Genomic DNA, 17,067 nt, shown 5'->3' on the forward strand with positions numbered 1-17,067 from the left:
AGCGCGCCGGCAGTAGCGTGTGCCACGTGAGCGACGGCGCGAGCGGCGGCAGCGGACCCGACCGGGGTCGGCCCTGATGCGCGTGCTCGTCGCTCCGGACGCGTTCAAGGGCACGGCGTCGGCGGCGTCCATCGCCCGTGCGCTCGCCCACGGGTGGCGCGCCGAGCGGCCCGGTGACGTCCTCGACCTCGCACCGATGGCCGACGGCGGCGAGGGCACGATCGACGCCTTCGCCACCGCGTTCCCCGACGCCGAGCGCGTCCCGGTCGTCGTGCGCGGCCCCGACGACCGGCCGGTGCACGCCGAGTGGCTCCGGCTCCCGGACGGCCGAGGCCTGGTCGAACTGGCGTCGACGAGCGGCATCACCCTGCTCGACCATCCCCGGCCGGACAGCGCCCACACCCATGGCTTCGGTGCCGCGATCGCCGCCGCGCTCGGGGCGGGAGCACGCGGAGTCGTCCTCGCCATCGGGGGGAGCGCCTCGACGGACGGCGGTCTCGGCGTGCTGCGGGAACTCGGACTCCGCCTGCGCCCACCGCTGGGGCCGGACGACACCGGCGGTGCCGCGCTCGACCGGATCGAGGCCGTGGACCGCGCCACGCTCCGTCCGACCCCGGAGGGCGTCCGGATCCTGACCGACGTCACCGCCCCGCTGCTCGGGCCCCGGGGCGCCGCCGCCGTGTTCGGACCGCAGAAGGGCATCACACCGGATCGCGTCCCCGTGCACGAGGCACGGTTGCGCCGATGGGCCTCGATGTTCCCCGACGTCGACCCGGACACCCCGGGAGCGGGAGCCGCGGGCGGCACCGGGTTCGGCCTCCTGGCCTGGGGCGGGACCATCGCACTCGGCGGCGAGGCGGTGGCCGAGGTCCTCGACCTGGCCGACCGCGTGCTCCACGCGGACCTCGTCGTCACCGGCGAGGGACGGTTCGACGGTCAGACCGCGGGCGGCAAGGTCGTGGCCGTCGTGCAGGCGCTCGCCGCGGCCGCACGGCGCCCGGTCGCCCTGGTGGCGGGGGAGATCGCCGTGGACCCGCGTGGGTTCGCGCACGCCGTGGCGCTCACCGACCTGACGGACCGGGCGTCGGCGATGCGGGGCGCGCTCGCGTGGTCCCGCACGGCCGGGGCGCGGCTGGCGGTGGCAGCGAGCGCCGCATGAGCGGCGCGCGCGCCACGTCCGTGGGTCAGGCCACCGGCTCCACGACGCTGGCCGTCGCGAGCTCCTCGGTCAGCTCGGCGTCCGACGGCTCGACCACGTGCCGGCCGTTCGGGAACACGATGACGGGGATGCTCTTCCGGCCGCTGATCGCCTCGGCCCGGGTGGCGCCGTCCGCCACCGCCTCGAGGTCGACGTACTCGTAGTCCACCGCGAGCCGGTCGAGCAACGCCTTGGAACGACGGCAGTCCGAGCACCACGCAGCGCCGTACATGGTGACGCGGTCGGGAGTGGTCAGGCGGGCGTCGGGTGCTGCGGCATCGGTCATGCACCCGACGTTACGCGCGACGTGTCCGCCGCGCGACCCCGCGGCGGTCGACCCCGCGGCGCTGTCCGTGGTGCTCGACCATCGCCGCGACGACCGCCGCGTCGCCGACCCCGGAGCCGTCGTACCCGCCCCGCCGCTCGACGACCTCGAACACGACGCCATCGAGCGGTTCGACCACGGCGTGCAGGTACGTCCCGGATGCGTCCACGTCCACGAGCACGGCGGCGTCCCGGAGCCGCGTCACCGTGACCTCGTCCAGGCCGGTCCGCGCGGCGAGGTCGTCGTGGTAGTTCGGCGGCGTCGGCAGGAACCGCACCCCGGAGTCCCGCATCCGGGTCACCGTGCCCACCACGTCCGCGCTCGCGAGCGCGACGAGTGTCGGTGACGGCGAATCGGACGAGGGCGCTGGCGTCGTCACCGCGATCCGGACGGCCGGACTGGACGTCGTCGTCGCCCCGGTCGTGAAGAGCCGCCGTCGCGCCAAGCCGTCCGTCCTCGGGGCGTCCGCCGCCACGGGACCGTCCACCCCGAGCACGGCCCGCAGGAAGCCGGTCGTCTCGTCCGTGCGGTCCCACGGCACGGTGATCCCGACCAGGTCCACACCGAGCAGGTCCGACGCCGCCGCGGACGCCCGTTCGCCGGTCGGTGCGAAGTCCCGGGACCAGGACGGTGTCCCGTCCGCGCTGCGGCCACCGAACGCCACGCCGGTGCCCTCCGGGGTGGGCACCACGTACTCGTCGGTCCCCTCCGGCACGGACCCGTGGGGCAGCACCGGCGCCCCGAGCGCCCGGGCCCGCGTCGCTGCCGCCGCCGCGTCCGCCACCCCGAGGCCGACCGCCGCGACCCGCGCGGCCAGCCCGGCCTGCGCGGCGTCGACGACGACCCGGAGGCCGCCCGCCTCGAACAACTCCGTCCGACCGGTCCGGTGCCGCCCCACGCATGCGAGACCGGCGCGGCGGAGCAGCGCGACGAGCGCTCCCTCCGCGTCCGGCGCGAGCACGACGTGGGTCGTGACCGGCTCCGGGACGGCGGGCAGGGCCTCCAGACCGTGCGCTGACCATCCGACCGCCGCCGGCCGGGAGGACCGACCCGGCTCCTCGGCGCCGCGCCCGGTGTCGCCCCGTTCGTCCAAGTCGTGCCGCGGGTCCGCGTCCACGCGGTCCCGGTCGGCCGCCGACCGGAGGACCCGCGTCGCGTCCTCGAGTGCCCGCAGCGACCGGCACGCCGCCCGTGCCGTCACCGTCGGGTCGGTCTGCCGGTACACGTCGTTGAACACCTCGAGCGACAGCGTCCCCGCGAACCCGGTGCCGAGCACGTGCGACAGGAACCCGGCCAGGTCCCAGTCGCCCTCGCCCGGGAACAGCCGATGGTGCCGGCTCCAGCGCAACACGTCCATGTCGAGCACCGGCGCGTCCGCCACCTGGCACGACATGATCCGCTCACCGGGGATCTCCGCGATCGTGCCGAGGTCCGTGCCGCGGGCCAGGATGTGGAAGCTGTCGAGACAGATGCCGAGCGCCGGGTGGTCGACCTCGCGGACGATCCGCCAGGCGTGGTCGTAGGTCGACACGTTCCGGCCCCAGGCGAGCGCCTCGTACGCGACCGTCACCCCGTTCCGCTCCGCGAGCTCCGCCAACGCCCGGAGCTGGTCCACCGCCAGGGCGTCGTCGTCCGACACGGCCGTCGCGACGTTGGAACACAGCAGCATCGTGGAGATCCCGAGCCGGTGCATGAGGGCGAACCGCTGCTCCGCGCGCCGCAGGTTCGCACGGAACACGTCGTCCGGCACCTGCTCGAGGTCCCGGAACGGCTGGTAGACGTCGAGCTCGAGACCGAGGTCACGCGCGCGTGCGGCGACCTGCTCCGGACGCAGCCACCCCGTCACGAGGTCCTGCTCGAACAACTCGACGCCTCGGAACCCGGCGGCGCTCACTGCCTCGAGCTTCTCCTCGAGCCCGCCACCGAGGCTCACCGTCGCGATCGCGGCCCTCACGACCGGACCTCCGCGGGGACGTGCACGGACCGGGGCGGCACCGCGGCGCCCGCACGCACGCACGCCGAGGGAGGAGGCGGCACGGCCGTGGGCAGCACGGAAGGGGCGTGCGTCGTCATCTGGTGCTCCCGTTCGGGTTCGGGGCGTGTGGGGACGGGTCGAGCGACGCTGCTCGTGTCCGGACCGGACCCGCTGCCGGATTCGGGGTCCGGACGGGTCGAAGGCGAGCATGGTCTGCCCGTGTGGCCGAAGATAGCCCGTCCGGACCACCGAGGTAAAGCGGCCCGGCACGGCCGTGCGGTCCCGTCACTAGGCTCGGCGACATGTCGCAGGAGCGCACGGACGTCCTCGTCGTCGGCGGCGGTCCGGTCGGCCTCTTCCTCGCCGCGCTCCTGGCGCAGGCCGGCGTCGACGTCGCGGTGTGGGAACGGCGCGCCGGAGCCCCGTCCGGCTCCCGCGCGATCGGGATCCACCCGCCGTCGCTCGACGCGCTCGCCGCGGTCGGCGCGACGGCACCGGTGCTCGCGGAGGCGGCGCGGGTCGACCGCGGGACGGCGCGGAACGGGGGACGTCCGATCGGCTCGCTGTCGTTCGCCCGAGCGTCGTCGACCCATCCGTTCGTCGCGACCCTCGACCAGCACCGCACGGAGGCGATCCTCCGGGAGCGTCTCGCGGCCCTCGCCCCGGGATCGCTCCGCACGGGCACGACACTCACCGCGCTCGAACGACGGCGGGACCGCGTCACCGCGCAGGGGAACGGCCCGGAGGGGCCCGTCACGCTGACCGCACGGTTCGTCGTCGGAGCGGACGGCGCCCGGAGCGTCGTCCGCGACCGCATCGGGGTCCGCAGCCACGGGCGGGACTACCGCGACCGGTACGTCATGGGCGACTTCGCGGACGCGGAACCCCCGTGCTCCGGTCGCGGCGGCTCGGGCCCGTCGCCCGCGACCACCGCACTCGTCGACGTCGGTCGGCACGGGGTCGTCGAGTCGTTCCCGCTGCCCGGCGGTCGCCGCCGGTACGTCGTGCTCCGCTCGGACCCCGCCGACCGGCACGGGCTGGACGGCGCATCGCTCGATCGGGACGCGCGCGCGCCGGGCCGGCCGCTCGACCCGGACGACCCCGACCCCCGCGCCGCCGCACACCTGGCGCGGACGATCCGGGAGCGCACCGGCACCGAGGCGGACCCGGAGACCTGCACCATGCTCAGTCCGTTCCGGGTGCGTCGCCGCACCGCCGAGCGGGTCGGGGTGGGCCGGGTCGTGCTCGTCGGCGACGCCGCCCACGAGATCAGTCCGATCGGCGGGCAGGGCATGAACCTGGGATGGCTCGACGCGGCCGCGCTCGCACCGATCCTCGCCCAGGCCGTGGCCACCGGCAGCGCCGGCCCATGGCCGGAGTACGCGCGGCACCGACAGGCCGCGGCGCGTCGGGCCGCGCGGCAGGCCGAGCTGAACATGGCGCTCGGGCGACCGGCTGCCGGCCCCGCGCTCGCGGTCCGGGAGGCCCTGCTGCGGACGCTCCTGGCCCTGCCGACCGCGGACGCCCTGGCCCGCGTCTACGCCATGCGGTGGGCCTGAGGGCGACGTCCCAGGCGGGTCACGCCGCGAGCCGTGCGCCGGAGAGCGCCAGCTGCACCACGACCACGAGCGACGCGATGATGACGAGGCGGAACAGCGTGCGCGTCGGGGGACCGGTGAGCACGAGGCGGATGCCCACCGCGGCGAGGACGACCACCGCGACCGCGCCCGCGACCGCCAGGGCGAGCGCCGGACCCCGCGCGGGGTCGTCGCCGGTCGTCTGTCCGACGAGCACGAGCCCGTCCGCCACGACGAGCGCGGCGAACGCCAGGACGCCCGACGCGTGCAGCCCCAGACGATGCGGGAATCCCCGGACCCCGGTGGCGGCGTCGTCGACGAGGTCCGGCAACACGTTCGTGCAGTGGATCGCGACGCCGAACACCGCGCCGGTGGCGATCGCCCAGGGCGCCGGCCACACCGCTGGCATCCCGCCGGGCCCGAGGCCGCTGTCGGCGGACACCGCCACGACCGGCAGCAGCCCGAACGCGACGACGAACGGGGCGACGGACCACACGCGGCGCTTGAGTCCGGCGTCGTACGCCCACCCCGCGGCGACGAGGACGAGGTGCGCGGCACCCGCGACCAGTCCGAGCGGTACGGACAGCAGCACCGCGGCGACGGCGGTGCCGATCGCCGCGCGGCGGACCGTCGCGACGGGCACGAGCCCGCGCGCGACGGGCTTGTCGCTGCGGCCGACGGCACGGTCGCGGTCGGCGTCGATCCAGTCGTTCGCCAGGCCGATCGACAGCTGGCCCGCGAACACCGCGAGCGCGACGAGGAGCACGCTCCACACCGGGTGTCCGACGGCGACGGCGATCACCGTGGCGAGCACGGTCACGGCCACGGTCGGACCCGGGTGCGACGCGGCGAGGAGCAGACGCACCCGGGAGGTCACGGCGCCAGCCTACGGACTGCCGGGAACCTGAGCGTTCTCGCCGTTCCCAGCGCGCCCCGCGCCTGGCATGCTGGCGGGGTCCCCCGTGTCCGCGCGCCGTCCGCGCGCCGAACCGGGCCGACGGAGGGGAACGCATGGACGGCTGGGCCGGGGGGCTGCCGCCCGCCGCGCACGACCGCATCGAACGCCAGCGGTCGAGCGGCGTGGCCGGGTCGTTGCTGTCCGCCGCTGGCGCGGCCGCGATCCGCGCGGTCGACCTCGCGCCGGTCGGCGAGGTCTTCGGGTGCGTGGTCGAGCAGCTCGCCTACGCCGGTGGCGGATGTGGCATCTGGTCGTCGGGGCTGAACATCCCGTTCGGCGGCGGGTACTCGGCCTTCCCCAACGGTTCCGGCACGGCGACCCTCGGACGCTCGGGACCGTTCGGCTCGGGCGGCTTCGGGTCCGGACCCTTCGCCTCGGGTCCGTTCGCCTCCCAGCCCGGCGGGTACGTCCCCTGGACCTCGCCCGTCCTCACCACGGGGAGCGACGGCCGGAACGCCGGCTTCGGCTCCTACGTCCACGCCGTGCAGGAGGCCTGGCACGGGGCGCTCGACCGGATGATCGCCGAGGCTGCGGCCCTCGGCGCCGACGGTGTCGTCGGTGTCCGCATCCGGCGCACGCGGCTGGAGACCGCGACCCACGAGTTCACGGCGACCGGCACCGCGGTGCGCACGCTCGACGCCTCGGTCTCGCCGCACGCGCGGTCGGCACGCGACGTCTGGGCGGCCGGGTCGACCGCCGAGGAGGTCGCCGCCCTCATCCGCTCGGGCTGGGTCCCACGCGGGATGGCGTTCGGCGTCTCCATCGCCACGAAGCACGAGGACCCGCTCCTCAAGTCACAGCGGAGCGTCTGGTCGGGCAACGTCGAGATCGAGGGCCTCACCGAACTCGTGAACGCCGCCCGTCACGACGCCCGGGTGCAGCTCACCCGTCGCGCCGCACCGCTGAACGGCTCGGACATCGTCATCACCGGCAGCAGCCTCGGCGAGTTCGACACCCCGTGCGGCGAGGAGGTCGACCTCCACGCCGAAGCGACCTTCACCGGCACGGTCATCGCGCCGGGCCCCATGCACGCGTTCCGCGACCACTCCGCGACCGCCGCCGCCCGGCGCGACGTCACGACCGTGATCCCGCTCCGCGACACCACGAGAGGAACCACCCGCCGATGAGCACCACCGGACCCGACCTGTCCCGCGTCCCGCTCCCCGCCGACGCCACCGCGCGCCTCGACGAGGGACGGCGCCGCCTGTTCACGTCGGACCTGTCGGTCAACGAGTTCCTGCTCGTGCGGCAGGCCGGGTTCCGTCCGGTCGGCCTCGTCCTCGGCTCGAGCGTCTACCACGTCGGGATCCAGACCGGACGCTGGAGCAAGAACATGGAGCTCGACAAGCTCAGCCAGGCGATGTACCACGCCCGGGAGCTCGCCATGACGCGCATGGAGGCCGAGGCGGACCGACTCGGTGCCGACGGCATCGTCGGTGTCCGGCTCGAGATCGAGTTCAAGGAGTACGGCAACGACCTCGCCGAGTTCGTCGCGGTCGGCACCGCCGTCGTCGCGGACGCCCCGCCGCCCACGGGCAAGTGGCGCAACACCCGGGGCCTGCCGTTCACGTCGGACCTGTCCGGGCAGGACTTCTGGACCCTCATCCAGGCCGGGTACGCGCCCCAGGGCCTCGTCATGGGCACGTGTGTCTACCACATCGCCCACCGCGGCATGATGGCGTCGCTCGGCACGATCGGCCAGAACACCGAGATCCCGCAGTACACCGAGGCCCTCTACGACGCGCGGGAGCTCGCGATGGGCCGGATGCAGACCGAGGCCGAGTACCTCGACGCCGAGGGCATCGTCGGCGTGCAGCTCCTGTCGCTGCCGCACCGGTGGGGCGGCCACACGACGGAGTTCTTCGCGATCGGCACCGCGGTCCGGCCCCTGCGCGAGGACCACGTCATCGCCACGCCGGGGCTCGTGCTGCCGCTCACCGACCGATGACCGTGTCGCTCCCGGTGCCCCTGCCGTCCGCGGACGAGCCGCAGGCGCTCGTCGAGGCGCTCGCGGTGAACTCCGCGCGCGCGCTCGGCCCCGCGGCCGACGCGGCGCTCTCGGTCGAGCGCGACCGGTCGCTCGGCGATCGCCTCGCCGGGCGTCCCGGGACGGTGACCGCCCTCCGGCTCGAGGGCGTCGACGCGCGCATGACGTTGCGCCTCGAGCGGCACCGACTCACGGGGGAGGCCGCGCAGGTCTCGGGCGGCGTCGTGATCGCGCGTCGGGCGATGCCGCTCGGCGCATGGCTCCAGGCGTTCGCGGGCGAGGTCGCCGCGGTGGCCGCGGACGCCGCCGGCGACGCGGCCGTGGCCGCACGGGCGCTCGCAGCCCTCGGTGTCGCCCCGGCCGCCGACGTCGTGCGCGTCGACCCGTCGGACGTCGCCGGCGGTCTGCTCCCGCTCCGCGCGGCCGTCGCCGGACGCGTGCCCGAGCCGGCCGCCGCGATCGTCGACCGGATCGCCACGGCCCTCCAGGAGGCCCTGCCGCGCGTCACCGGCACCGGCGAACCCGAGGTCGTCGTCACCCGGACGGCGACCGACTACCTGCCCGAGACGCTGCGGGCGTACCTCGCGCTCCCGGCGGAGTGGGCGGCGCACCACCGGCTGTCCGACGGCCGGACGCCGGCCGAGGCGCTCGTCCAGCAGCTCACCGCGCTCGAGCAGGCGGCCGCGCGGATGCGCGACGCGGCCGTCGAACGCGACGCCGACGCCCTCCTCGTCAACGGGCGCTTCCTCGACGACCGGTTCCGGACCTCCCGGCTCGACCTGCCCTAGCCGCCCGGCCTGCCACGCGCGTCAGGCGGTCCGGCTCGCGTCCTCGGCGTGGGAACGAGCGAGCGCTCCGCGGGCACGCTCGACCTGCGCGCCCAGCGCGTCCACCGTCGTCGCCATGGACTGCACGGCACCCGCTCGGTAGGCGTCGATCGCGTCCATCGTCGCGAACACCTGGTCGAACGCGTGCTGGAGGGTCTCGACGCTGACCCCGGACGACGTCGCCTGCTCGTGCACGGCCGCGGTCTGCTGCCGGAGCAGGTCGCTCGTCCGGCCGATCATCGCGTCGGTCGCCGAGTTGAGCGCGGCGACCTGTTCGAGGACGAGCCGCTGCTGCCCGAGCGCCTGCGCGACGACGATGGCCGTGCGGAGCGCGGCGACGGTGGTCGTCCGTGCGCGGTCGACGCCGCGGATGAGCTCGAGGTTGTTCTTGCGGATGAGGTCGAGCGCCAGGTACCCCTGCACGGACACGGCGATCTGCGTCGCGAGGTCCTGCCGCCGCTGCCGCACGGGGAACAGCGCGTCGGCGACCAGTGCGTCCGCCGCGCGGCCGTCCGAGGCCCGGAGCGCCTCGGCCTTCGCGCTGATCGCGTCGTCGAGGGCGGCCGCCAGCGTCGCGTACTCCGCGAGTCGTCCCATCGTGGCCCACAGCTCCGCCCGCTCCTGCTCGATGGCGGCGTTGTCCCGGCGCAACGAGTCCTGACCGGACACGAGCGCCGTGATGACCGCGTCGAGCTGCTGCTGCGCGGACTCGTACTTGTGGAAGTACCGGGCGATCCGGTTCGCGCCCGGCAATCGACCGAGCAGGCGGCGGGCGCCGGTCAACTCGGCGCGCGCGGGGTCGAGGTCCGTGACGGTCTCGCGGAGGTCCTGCAGCGTCCGGGCCACCGCCGCCTGCGGATCACCCGCCGGGCCCTGGCCCTTCGCGGCGGCGAGCGACGTGGCGGGCCGCTCGAGCATGCGGCTCGACACCTGCGACGCCGACCGGATGTCCTGTTCGCCCATCCGCACGAGGTCGTCGACCCGCTTCGTGAACTCGGGGCTGCCGGGCTGCTCGGCGGCGAGTGCATCGGCGAAGGCGCGGGCCTTGTCCTGCAGTTCCGACCGCTTGTCGGCGGGGACGGCCACCATGCCGACGGCCTGGTCCGGCTCCACCTCGGGCACGGCGGCCGGCGGCGTGAGCTGGAGCTCCTGCCCGGTGGGCTCCGGCGGGGTCAGCGGTGCGTCGAGGTCGAGTTCGGACATGCGGTGTTCCCCCTCCGGCGACCGGCCGTCGGCGCCCGCGCCCAGCGTAGGGCCGGCGGCGTGGTGTGCGCCGGACGGCTCCCTGAGAAGACGGTCATCGTCCAGGGCCGACGGGCGCAGCGCGATCCGGGCGCGGCCGCCCGCTCCTGGTGGGGCGGCCCGCCGTCGCGGCCGTTCCTCCTCAGACCGTCAACCGGTACATCCGCGCCTGCGCGTTCCCCGCCTCGGTGCCGATCGTCAGCCCGGCGGTGGTGGGCGTGACGGACCAGGGCGCGCCGACGCCGGCGGGCGGGTAGACCTGCTCGACGGTCGGCACGCTGCCACCCAGGTGCGGCAGGGCGAGCTCGACGTCGCCGGCCGCGGCCGGGAGGCGCCACACCACCAGGAGCGTCTCGTCACCGGCGTCGAACGCGACCGACAGCCACTGGTCGTCCCACGTCGGCAGCCCGGTCGGGAACCGGGGGACCGCGCGGGCGAGGGTGTGCTTGGTGGCCTGGTGGGCCTCCACGGCGGCACCGACCAGGGCGAGCTGGTCGTCGTCCATGCCGCTGAGCACGCCCGCGAGGTACAGGCGACCGGCGAGCCCGGCACCCATCGCGAACACGATCTCCTCGTCCGACATCGTCGGCTGCGGGTACGCCCAGTTGCCCGCCTGCTCGGGCAGCACGTGTGCGAGGGCCCCGACGGCGATCGCCGGGTACAGGAGCGGGTCCTGCTGGTCCGAGGTGGACTGCAGCTGCAGGGTGCCGAGCATCGCGGGATCCGAGCGCATGGCCCCGGATCCGCAGTTCTCGATGACCAGGTCCGGGTGGCGGTCGAGCACGTCGCCGAGCCACGCCAGCAGCGCCCGGTCGTGTTCGAGCAGGCCCTGGCCCGCGGACTCGGCGCCGACGTCCGTGCCGGCGCCGGGCGTGACGTTGTAGTCGAACTTGAAGTAGCCGATGCCGAACTCGGCGATGAGCCGGTCGACCGCCTCGTCGAGGTGTGCGCGTGCCGCCGGGGAGCGCATGTCGAGGAAGTACCGCTGGTGCTCGCGGATCCGTTCGCCGTGCCGTCGGAGGAACGCCTCGTCGGGGAGCGTCTCGGCCGCGGTGCTCGTGACGCCGACCACCTCGGGTTCGAGCCAGACCCCGGGCACCATGCCACGGTCCCGGATGTGGTCGACGACCGCGCCGAAGCCGTCCGGGAACCGCAGGGTGGACGGCCGCCAGTCGCCGACGCTCGCCCACCATCCGGCGGAGTCGTCGTACCAGCCGGCGTCGATGCAGAAGTACTCGGCACCGGCCCGCGCTGCTGCGTCGACGAGCGGCAGGAGCTTCGCCGTGGTCGGGTCGCCCTCGAGCGTGTTCATGTAGTCGTTGAACACCACGGGCAGCGTGTCACCGACGGGGTGCGGTCGTCGGGCCGCGCGTCGATGTGTGGCGAGGTTCCCGAGGGCGTCCTCGAACGACGCCGCGACGGTCACGGTGACGGGCACGGTCGTGAACGTCACGTCGGGCGTCAGGGTGAGCGACCACTGGTGGTCGGCGTCCTCGGGGCCGAGCAGCGCGACGTAGGCACCGTCGTGCGAGCGGTCGCCCTTCGGTGGTCCGTACGGCTCCGGCGCGCGGACCCGGTCCTCGATCGGCACGGCGCCCCGGTTCCAGTCGGGGTCCTCGCCGACCTCCCAGTGCCAGGCGCCGTTGTGCTCGATCTGCCACGCGAGGGTTCGGCCGGTGCTCCGGGCGACGGCGGCACCCGCGGGGTTGTACAGGCCGGACGACCACGTCGAGGTGCTCGTGGCGGCGATGCGGTTCCGGCTCGTCTCGCCGCGCGCCCCGGGGTCGATGGACGGCAGACCGGGAGCGCGGAGCGGGGTGGGCGCCCACCGGTTCTCGGCGGACCACCCGGTGCGCGCCGACCAGATGTCGAGGTCGTCGATGTCCTCGGAGACCACGGCCCCGGTGGCGAGACTCGTGACCGCCCAGAGCGTGAGGGGAGCCGCGCCGTCACGGAGCGACACGGTCGTCGCGGTGCGGACGGCGGGCGCTCCGCCGACGAGCTCGAACCGCGAGGTCACGACGAGCCCGTCGGGGTGCTCCTGGCGGATCTCGAGGCACTCGCGCCCGGGCCGTCCGTCGGTCGCGGGCTCGGTCGTCGCGACGTGCGTGACGTACCGGAGGCCCGCGCCGAGTTCGGTGCCGTCGAACCGGTAGCTGTTGTTCCGCCGCCCGTACCGGGGCGCGAGCACCTCGACGAGGGGCTGCGTGGGCAGCAGGTCGTCCTGGATCCGCGGCGCCGGAGCGGCCGGACCCGCCAGTGACACGAGCCGGACCGGCCCGTCCTGGTCGGCGGCGAACGTCAGGGTGAGGGATGAGGGTTCCCAGGAGAAGTGCGTCACGGTGCTTCCTTGCATCGGTCGGACGGGTCGGTCAGCGGCGACCGTAGCACCGCGAGAGCGGTTTTGGTAACGTTTACATTCGTTATCATCCCGTTACCGAACGCGCTTGACCGGCTTCCCGGCAGCCGGACATGATCATCCCCACGTTCCGGAGCCGAGCAGCCCGGGACCGACATCTGGCCCAGGCGGACACCCCGTCCGCGGGGCTCCATCGGCGATGGCGCCGGTGGTCCGTCGGCGTGCCCGCCGGCGGTCTCGTCAGGACTCGAGGAGGCGTCCGTGAACGATCAGAAAGCCCAGCCCGGAGACGACGGACGGCTCTCGCGCCGTGGGTTCGTCGGCATGGGCGCGGCCATCGCGGGCGGGGCCCTGCTGTCCCCCCTCGCAGTCGCCGGCGTGCCGTCCGGCGCCGCCGAGGCCGCCATCCCGAAGAACGTGAAGGCCGACCTCGTCCTGTCGACGTGGGACATCGCCGCGGACCTCGTCACGTACGCGAAGTTCGCCGCGGCGTACAAGAAGACGCATCCCGGGGTGAACATCAAGATCCAGAAGACGCCTGGCGGCGACTTCAACCAGTGGTTCACGACACAGCTCAGCGGTGGGAGCGCGCCCGACATCGTCCGCGTGACGTGGCAGTCGTTCGGCCGGTACGCCGAGAACGGCGGCCTCATCGACCTGTCGAAGTGGGTCCCCGCGCGGTACGGCAAGGGGTTCCAGAAGAGCTTCTGGCAGGCGTCGCTGCTCGACGGCAAGCCGCACGCGATCCCGCAACACACCGACACGTTCGCGACCTACTACCGCAAGGACGTCTTCGCGGCGATCGGCGAGCAGCCCCCGGCGAGCATCGGGCAGGCGTGGTCGCTGTCCGAGTTCCACGACCTGCTCGTCAAGGTCAAGAAGCAGACCGGCAAGTACGGCATGGTCTACGGCTTCGGCGGTCCGAACACGGCCTACCGCTGGCTCCCGTTCCTCTACATGATGGGCGGCCGGCTGCTCGACAACGACCTGAAGAAGCCGATGATCAACACCAAGAAGGGCATCGCCGCGCTCGACTGGTTCCAGGGCCTGTACAACGACGGCCTCATCCCGAAGTCGAACACGATCAAGGCCTCGAACGACGCCTCGACGCTCAACAGCTTCACGACCGGTCAGGTCGGCGTCATGCTCTACGGCGACTGGCTCATGGGGGACGTCGGCAAGGGCCTCGATCAATCGAAGTGGGACGTCACGTACATGCCGAAGGGCAAGAAGGCCGCGTCCGACCTCGGCGGGAACCTGCTCGGCGTCTCGAAGTCGTCGAAGCACCCCGACGTCGCCGCCGACTTCATCAAGTTCGTCTGCAACCAGGCGAACATGGAGTACTTCTGCGAGAACGACCTGTTCCTGCCGATCCGCACCGCGCTCGACGCCGACTCGCTGCACTTCAGGTCCAACAACGACCAGATGAAGACGTTCGTGGAGCAGGTCGCCACGATCCCGACGAACATGGCGAAGATCGAGACGAGCCCGCAGTTCAACCAGATCAACGAGGTGCTCGCCGACCAGCTCGACCTCTGCTTCATCGGGACGCAGACCCCGAAGGAGACGGCGAAGAACATCTCGGACGGGATCAGCCGTGTCGTCGGCTAGCGAGGTCGCCGCGCGCGGGGTGGTCGGGTCGGTCGACGTGCGGCCGTCGTCCCGCACCGGCGGGCGGCCGCCGCGTCGGGGCGGGCGGCGTCGCGTCCCGGTCGCCGTGCCGTGGACCTTCGTCGCCCCGTCGCTGCTCCTCTTCGTCGTGTTCGCGTTCGGACCGATCATCGTGTCCGTCGTGCTGTCGTTCCAGGACGTGCAGACGTTCGGCGGCGGGAGCTGGATCGGTGGGAAGAACTACGCCGACATCCCGAGCGACCCGGTGTTCTGGACGAGCGTGTGGAACACCGTCGTGTTCACGCTCGGCACGGTGCCGACGTCGGCGGCGATCGGGCTGCTGCTCGCCGTGCTCCTCAACCGCAGGCTCCCCGGCCGCGGCGTCATCCGCAGCCTGTACTTCCTGCCGATGGTCGTGTCCGGCGTGGCCGTGTCGCTCGTCATGGCGTGGATCTTCAACGCCGACAACGGGATCGCGAACGCCGCGCTCCAGGCGCTCGGGCTCCCGCGGATCACCTGGTTGTCGTCGCCGCACTGGGCCATGGCCACGGTCATCCTCACGGTGGTCTGGGGACGGATCGGGTTCTGCATGGTGACCTACCTGGCGGCGTTGCAGAACATCAACCCGAGCGTGCTCGAGGCGGCGAGCGTCGACGGTGCCGGCAGTGGCAAGCGCTTCTCGAACATCGTCTGGCCGCTGCTGCGACCGACGACCTACATCCTCGTCGTGCTCAACGTGGTCTTCTCGATCCAGGCGTTCGACGTCATCTACGTGCTCACCGGCGGTGGCCCCGGGTTCTCGACGACCGTGCTCGTGCAGTACATCTTCCGGGCCGCGTTCACGCAGGGGACGATGGGGTACGCGTCCGCCGTCGGCGTGCTCCTCGTGCTGACGCTGCTCCTGCTGACACTGGTGCGGAACGTCCTCGCGCGCCGCACCGAGGAGGACCAGGCATGAGCACGTCGGCATCGCGTCCCGTCGAGCGGGTCGGCAGCTCCACCGCCGTTCCCGCCCGTGCCGTCGGACGCTCCACGGCCGGTCGTCCGGGAGGCACGGCACGCGTCGTGCGCACCCGTCCCGACCGCCGCGTACCGATCCAGGACCGGATGACCCCCGCGCGGTGGGTCATCTGGGCGGCGATGGTCCTCGGGGGACTCGTCATGGTGTTCCCGGTCTACTGGGTGTTCGTCACCGCGATCAGCCCGGGCGGCCTCGCCCAGACGTCGGGGTTCTCGCTGTGGCCGCATCGGGTCGACCTCGGGGTGTTCGCCAAGGCGTTCGCGGACCAGCCGGTGCTGACGTGGCTGGTCAACTCGGTGGTCATCGCGGTCGCCGGGGTCGTCATCTCGGTGTTCATCAGCGTGCTCGCCGGGTACGCGTTCGCGAAGTTCTCGTTCCGCGGACGGAACCTGCTGTTCGGCGCGATGCTCGTGACGATCATGGTGCCGATCCAGGTGGTCATGGTGCCCGAGTTCGTCATCATCTCGAAGCTCGGACTCGTCGGCACCCCGTGGGCCGTGATCCTGCCCTCGGCGGCACAGGCCGTCTCGATCTTCATGGCCCGGCAGTACATCCAGGCGATCCCGACCGAGCTCATCGAAGCGGCTCGGGTCGACGGCGCGGGGGAGTTCCGCACCTTCCGGACCGTCGTGCTGCCGGCGTGCGGCCCGCTCGTCGCGGTCCTGACGATCCTGACGTTCGTGTGGCGGTGGAACGACTTCGTCTGGCCGCTCGTCGCCCTGCAGAAGCCGGAGAGCTACACGATCTCCGTGGGCTTGTCCTCGCTGAACGGGTCCTACTCGCACCCGTGGGACGAGATCATGGCGATCACGCTCATCTCGATGATCCCCGTGATGATCGTGTTCTTCGTCTTCCAGCGGCAGTTCGTGCAGGGCATCGCGGAGTCCGGCATCAAGTGACCGGCGCGTGGTGTCGGGATAGCATCGTCCGATGGTCGAGCGTCCGCCCCGCGCGCCGGGCATCGCGGACGTCGCCCGGATGGCCGGCGTCTCGGTCGCGACCGTCTCCCGCGTCCTCAACGACCCGGGGGTCGTGAGCGAGCGGCGTCGGACCGCCGTGCAGGACGCCATCGTCCGACTGGGCTACCGGCCGAACGAGGCGGCCCGCGCGCTCAAGTCGGGTCGCCAGAAGATGATCGGCGTCATCACCGGGAACACGACCCGGTACGGGTTCGCCTCGGTGCTCCGGGGCATCGAGGAGGCCGCGCGTGAGGGCGACTTCCTCGTCACGATCACGGTCGTCGAGAACGGGGACCCCGACCACGTCCGGTCCGCGGTCGAGCTCGTGCTGTCCCAGCCGTTGTCCGGGATCATCGGCATCGAGTTCGACGAGTTCGTGACGGCGGCACTGGCGCGGATCCCCGCGACCATGCCGACCGCCACCGCGGCGATGGTCGGCACGAACCGGTCGGGCCTGCCCTACGCATGGCTCGACGACGAACTCGGTGCGCGACTGGCGACCGAGCACCTGCTCGCGCTCGGTCACCGCACGGTCCACCATCTCGCCGTCGACTACCCGAACGACATCGGGCACGGCCGGACGTACGGGTACCTGGCCGAGCTCGCCGCCCGCGACGCGCCGGTGCCGCCCGTGGTCGCCACGGACTGGGCCCCGATGAGCGCCCGGGCCGCCGCGATCGAGCAGCTCCCGGACGACGCGACCGCCGTGTTCTGCTTCAACGACGAGGTCGCGATGGGCGTGCTCCGGGCGATGGCGGACCAGGGCCGCGCCGTCCCCGGCGACGTCAGCGTGGTCGGGTTCGACGACATGCCCCTCGCCGAGGTGTGGACGCCCGGGCTCACCACCGTCCGGATGGACTTCGCCGGACTGGGCCGCGCCGCGTTCGAGGTCCTGCGCGCGACGATGGCGGGTGCCCCGCCCCCGACCGCGCGGGCGATCCGGCCCTCCCTCGTGGTCCGCGGCTCGTCGGGCGCACCCCGCGCCGCCGCGCGACCGTGACGCGTTCGACGGTCCCCGCTCGGACGCT

At 73.5% G+C, this 17,067-nt stretch carries 14 protein-coding genes; 9 read left to right on the forward strand and 5 right to left on the reverse strand.

Annotated features, from left to right (window positions below; genetic code table 11):
- Positions 1–76 precede the first annotated feature (76 nt).
- Positions 77–1,159: a glycerate kinase family protein gene (locus tag DEI94_RS07015; protein ID WP_258375067.1), complete on the forward strand. Its 1,083-nt coding sequence runs from the start codon at positions 77–79 to the stop codon at positions 1,157–1,159.
- A gap of 25 nt (positions 1,160–1,184) precedes the next feature.
- Here DEI94_RS07015 and DEI94_RS07020 read toward each other — a convergent pair whose 3' ends face one another.
- Both DEI94_RS07020 and DEI94_RS07025 read right to left on the reverse strand, forming a co-directional pair.
- On the reverse strand, positions 1,185–1,484 hold the full coding sequence (locus tag DEI94_RS07020; protein ID WP_181441727.1) for a glutaredoxin family protein: 300 nt from the start codon (positions 1,482–1,484) through the stop codon (positions 1,185–1,187).
- Between the two features lie 10 nt (positions 1,485–1,494).
- Positions 1,495–3,477, reverse strand: coding sequence for a sugar phosphate isomerase/epimerase and 4-hydroxyphenylpyruvate domain-containing protein (locus DEI94_RS07025; RefSeq protein ID WP_181441728.1), 1,983 nt, complete (start codon positions 3,475–3,477; stop codon positions 1,495–1,497).
- Positions 3,478–3,800: 323 nt separating this feature from the next.
- Between DEI94_RS07025 and DEI94_RS07030 the strand changes: the two genes are divergently transcribed.
- Positions 3,801–5,057, forward strand: coding sequence for an FAD-dependent oxidoreductase (locus DEI94_RS07030; protein ID WP_111025984.1), 1,257 nt, complete (start codon positions 3,801–3,803; stop codon positions 5,055–5,057).
- 19 nt (positions 5,058–5,076) lie between these two features.
- Here DEI94_RS07030 and DEI94_RS07035 read toward each other — a convergent pair whose 3' ends face one another.
- Entirely contained in the window at positions 5,077–5,952 is an 876-nt protein-coding gene (locus DEI94_RS07035) for a UbiA family prenyltransferase (protein ID WP_111008764.1), read from the reverse strand.
- A gap of 134 nt (positions 5,953–6,086) precedes the next feature.
- Between DEI94_RS07035 and DEI94_RS07040 the strand changes: the two genes are divergently transcribed.
- From DEI94_RS07040 to DEI94_RS07050, 3 genes are read left to right on the forward strand one after another with little or no spacing between them, the layout of a single operon-like run.
- Positions 6,087–7,160 (forward strand): heavy metal-binding domain-containing protein, encoded by a 1,074-nt coding sequence (locus tag DEI94_RS07040; RefSeq protein ID WP_111025986.1) that lies wholly within the window; start codon positions 6,087–6,089, stop codon positions 7,158–7,160.
- Positions 7,157–7,981 carry a heavy metal-binding domain-containing protein gene (locus DEI94_RS07045; RefSeq protein WP_111008766.1) on the forward strand — a complete coding sequence of 275 codons (825 nt, stop codon included), beginning with the start codon at positions 7,157–7,159 and terminating at the stop codon, positions 7,979–7,981. The genes DEI94_RS07040 and DEI94_RS07045 overlap by 4 nt, the downstream gene beginning before the upstream one ends.
- Positions 7,978–8,808 carry a hypothetical protein gene (locus DEI94_RS07050; protein ID WP_111025988.1) on the forward strand — a complete coding sequence of 277 codons (831 nt, stop codon included), beginning with the start codon at positions 7,978–7,980 and terminating at the stop codon, positions 8,806–8,808. The genes DEI94_RS07045 and DEI94_RS07050 overlap by 4 nt, the downstream gene beginning before the upstream one ends.
- Positions 8,809–8,829: 21 nt before the next feature.
- On the opposite strand, the gene DEI94_RS07055 is transcribed toward DEI94_RS07050, so the two are convergent.
- Together DEI94_RS07055 and DEI94_RS07060 are read right to left on the reverse strand one after the other, a co-directional pair.
- Positions 8,830–10,050, reverse strand: coding sequence for a toxic anion resistance protein (locus DEI94_RS07055; protein ID WP_111025990.1), 1,221 nt, complete (start codon positions 10,048–10,050; stop codon positions 8,830–8,832).
- A 181-nt stretch (positions 10,051–10,231) separates the two neighbouring features.
- Positions 10,232–12,430 carry a glycoside hydrolase family 36 protein gene (locus DEI94_RS07060; RefSeq protein WP_111025992.1) on the reverse strand — a complete coding sequence of 733 codons (2,199 nt, stop codon included), beginning with the start codon at positions 12,428–12,430 and terminating at the stop codon, positions 10,232–10,234.
- A gap of 279 nt (positions 12,431–12,709) precedes the next feature.
- Here DEI94_RS07060 and DEI94_RS07065 point away from each other — a divergent pair, with 279 nt between their 5' ends.
- Genes DEI94_RS07065 through DEI94_RS07080 form a run of 4 tightly spaced genes read left to right on the forward strand, consistent with a single transcriptional unit; the run spans position 12,710 to position 17,039 of the window.
- Positions 12,710–14,059: an ABC transporter substrate-binding protein gene (locus DEI94_RS07065; RefSeq protein WP_111025994.1), complete on the forward strand. Its 1,350-nt coding sequence runs from the start codon at positions 12,710–12,712 to the stop codon at positions 14,057–14,059.
- Positions 14,046–15,017: a carbohydrate ABC transporter permease gene (locus tag DEI94_RS07070; protein WP_258370061.1), complete on the forward strand. Its 972-nt coding sequence runs from the start codon at positions 14,046–14,048 to the stop codon at positions 15,015–15,017. The genes DEI94_RS07065 and DEI94_RS07070 overlap by 14 nt, the downstream gene beginning before the upstream one ends.
- Positions 15,014–15,979, forward strand: coding sequence for a carbohydrate ABC transporter permease (locus DEI94_RS07075; protein WP_258377956.1), 966 nt, complete (start codon positions 15,014–15,016; stop codon positions 15,977–15,979). Before DEI94_RS07070 ends, DEI94_RS07075 begins: the two co-directional genes overlap by 4 nt.
- A gap of 31 nt (positions 15,980–16,010) precedes the next feature.
- Positions 16,011–17,039, forward strand: a complete 1,029-nt coding sequence (locus DEI94_RS07080; RefSeq protein ID WP_111025996.1) for a LacI family DNA-binding transcriptional regulator — start codon at positions 16,011–16,013, stop codon at positions 17,037–17,039.
- Positions 17,040–17,067: the final 28 nt, after the last annotated feature.

Origin of the sequence: Curtobacterium sp. MCBD17_040, assembly GCF_003234805.2 — a bacterium.
GTDB lineage: Bacteria > Actinomycetota > Actinomycetes > Actinomycetales > Microbacteriaceae > Curtobacterium.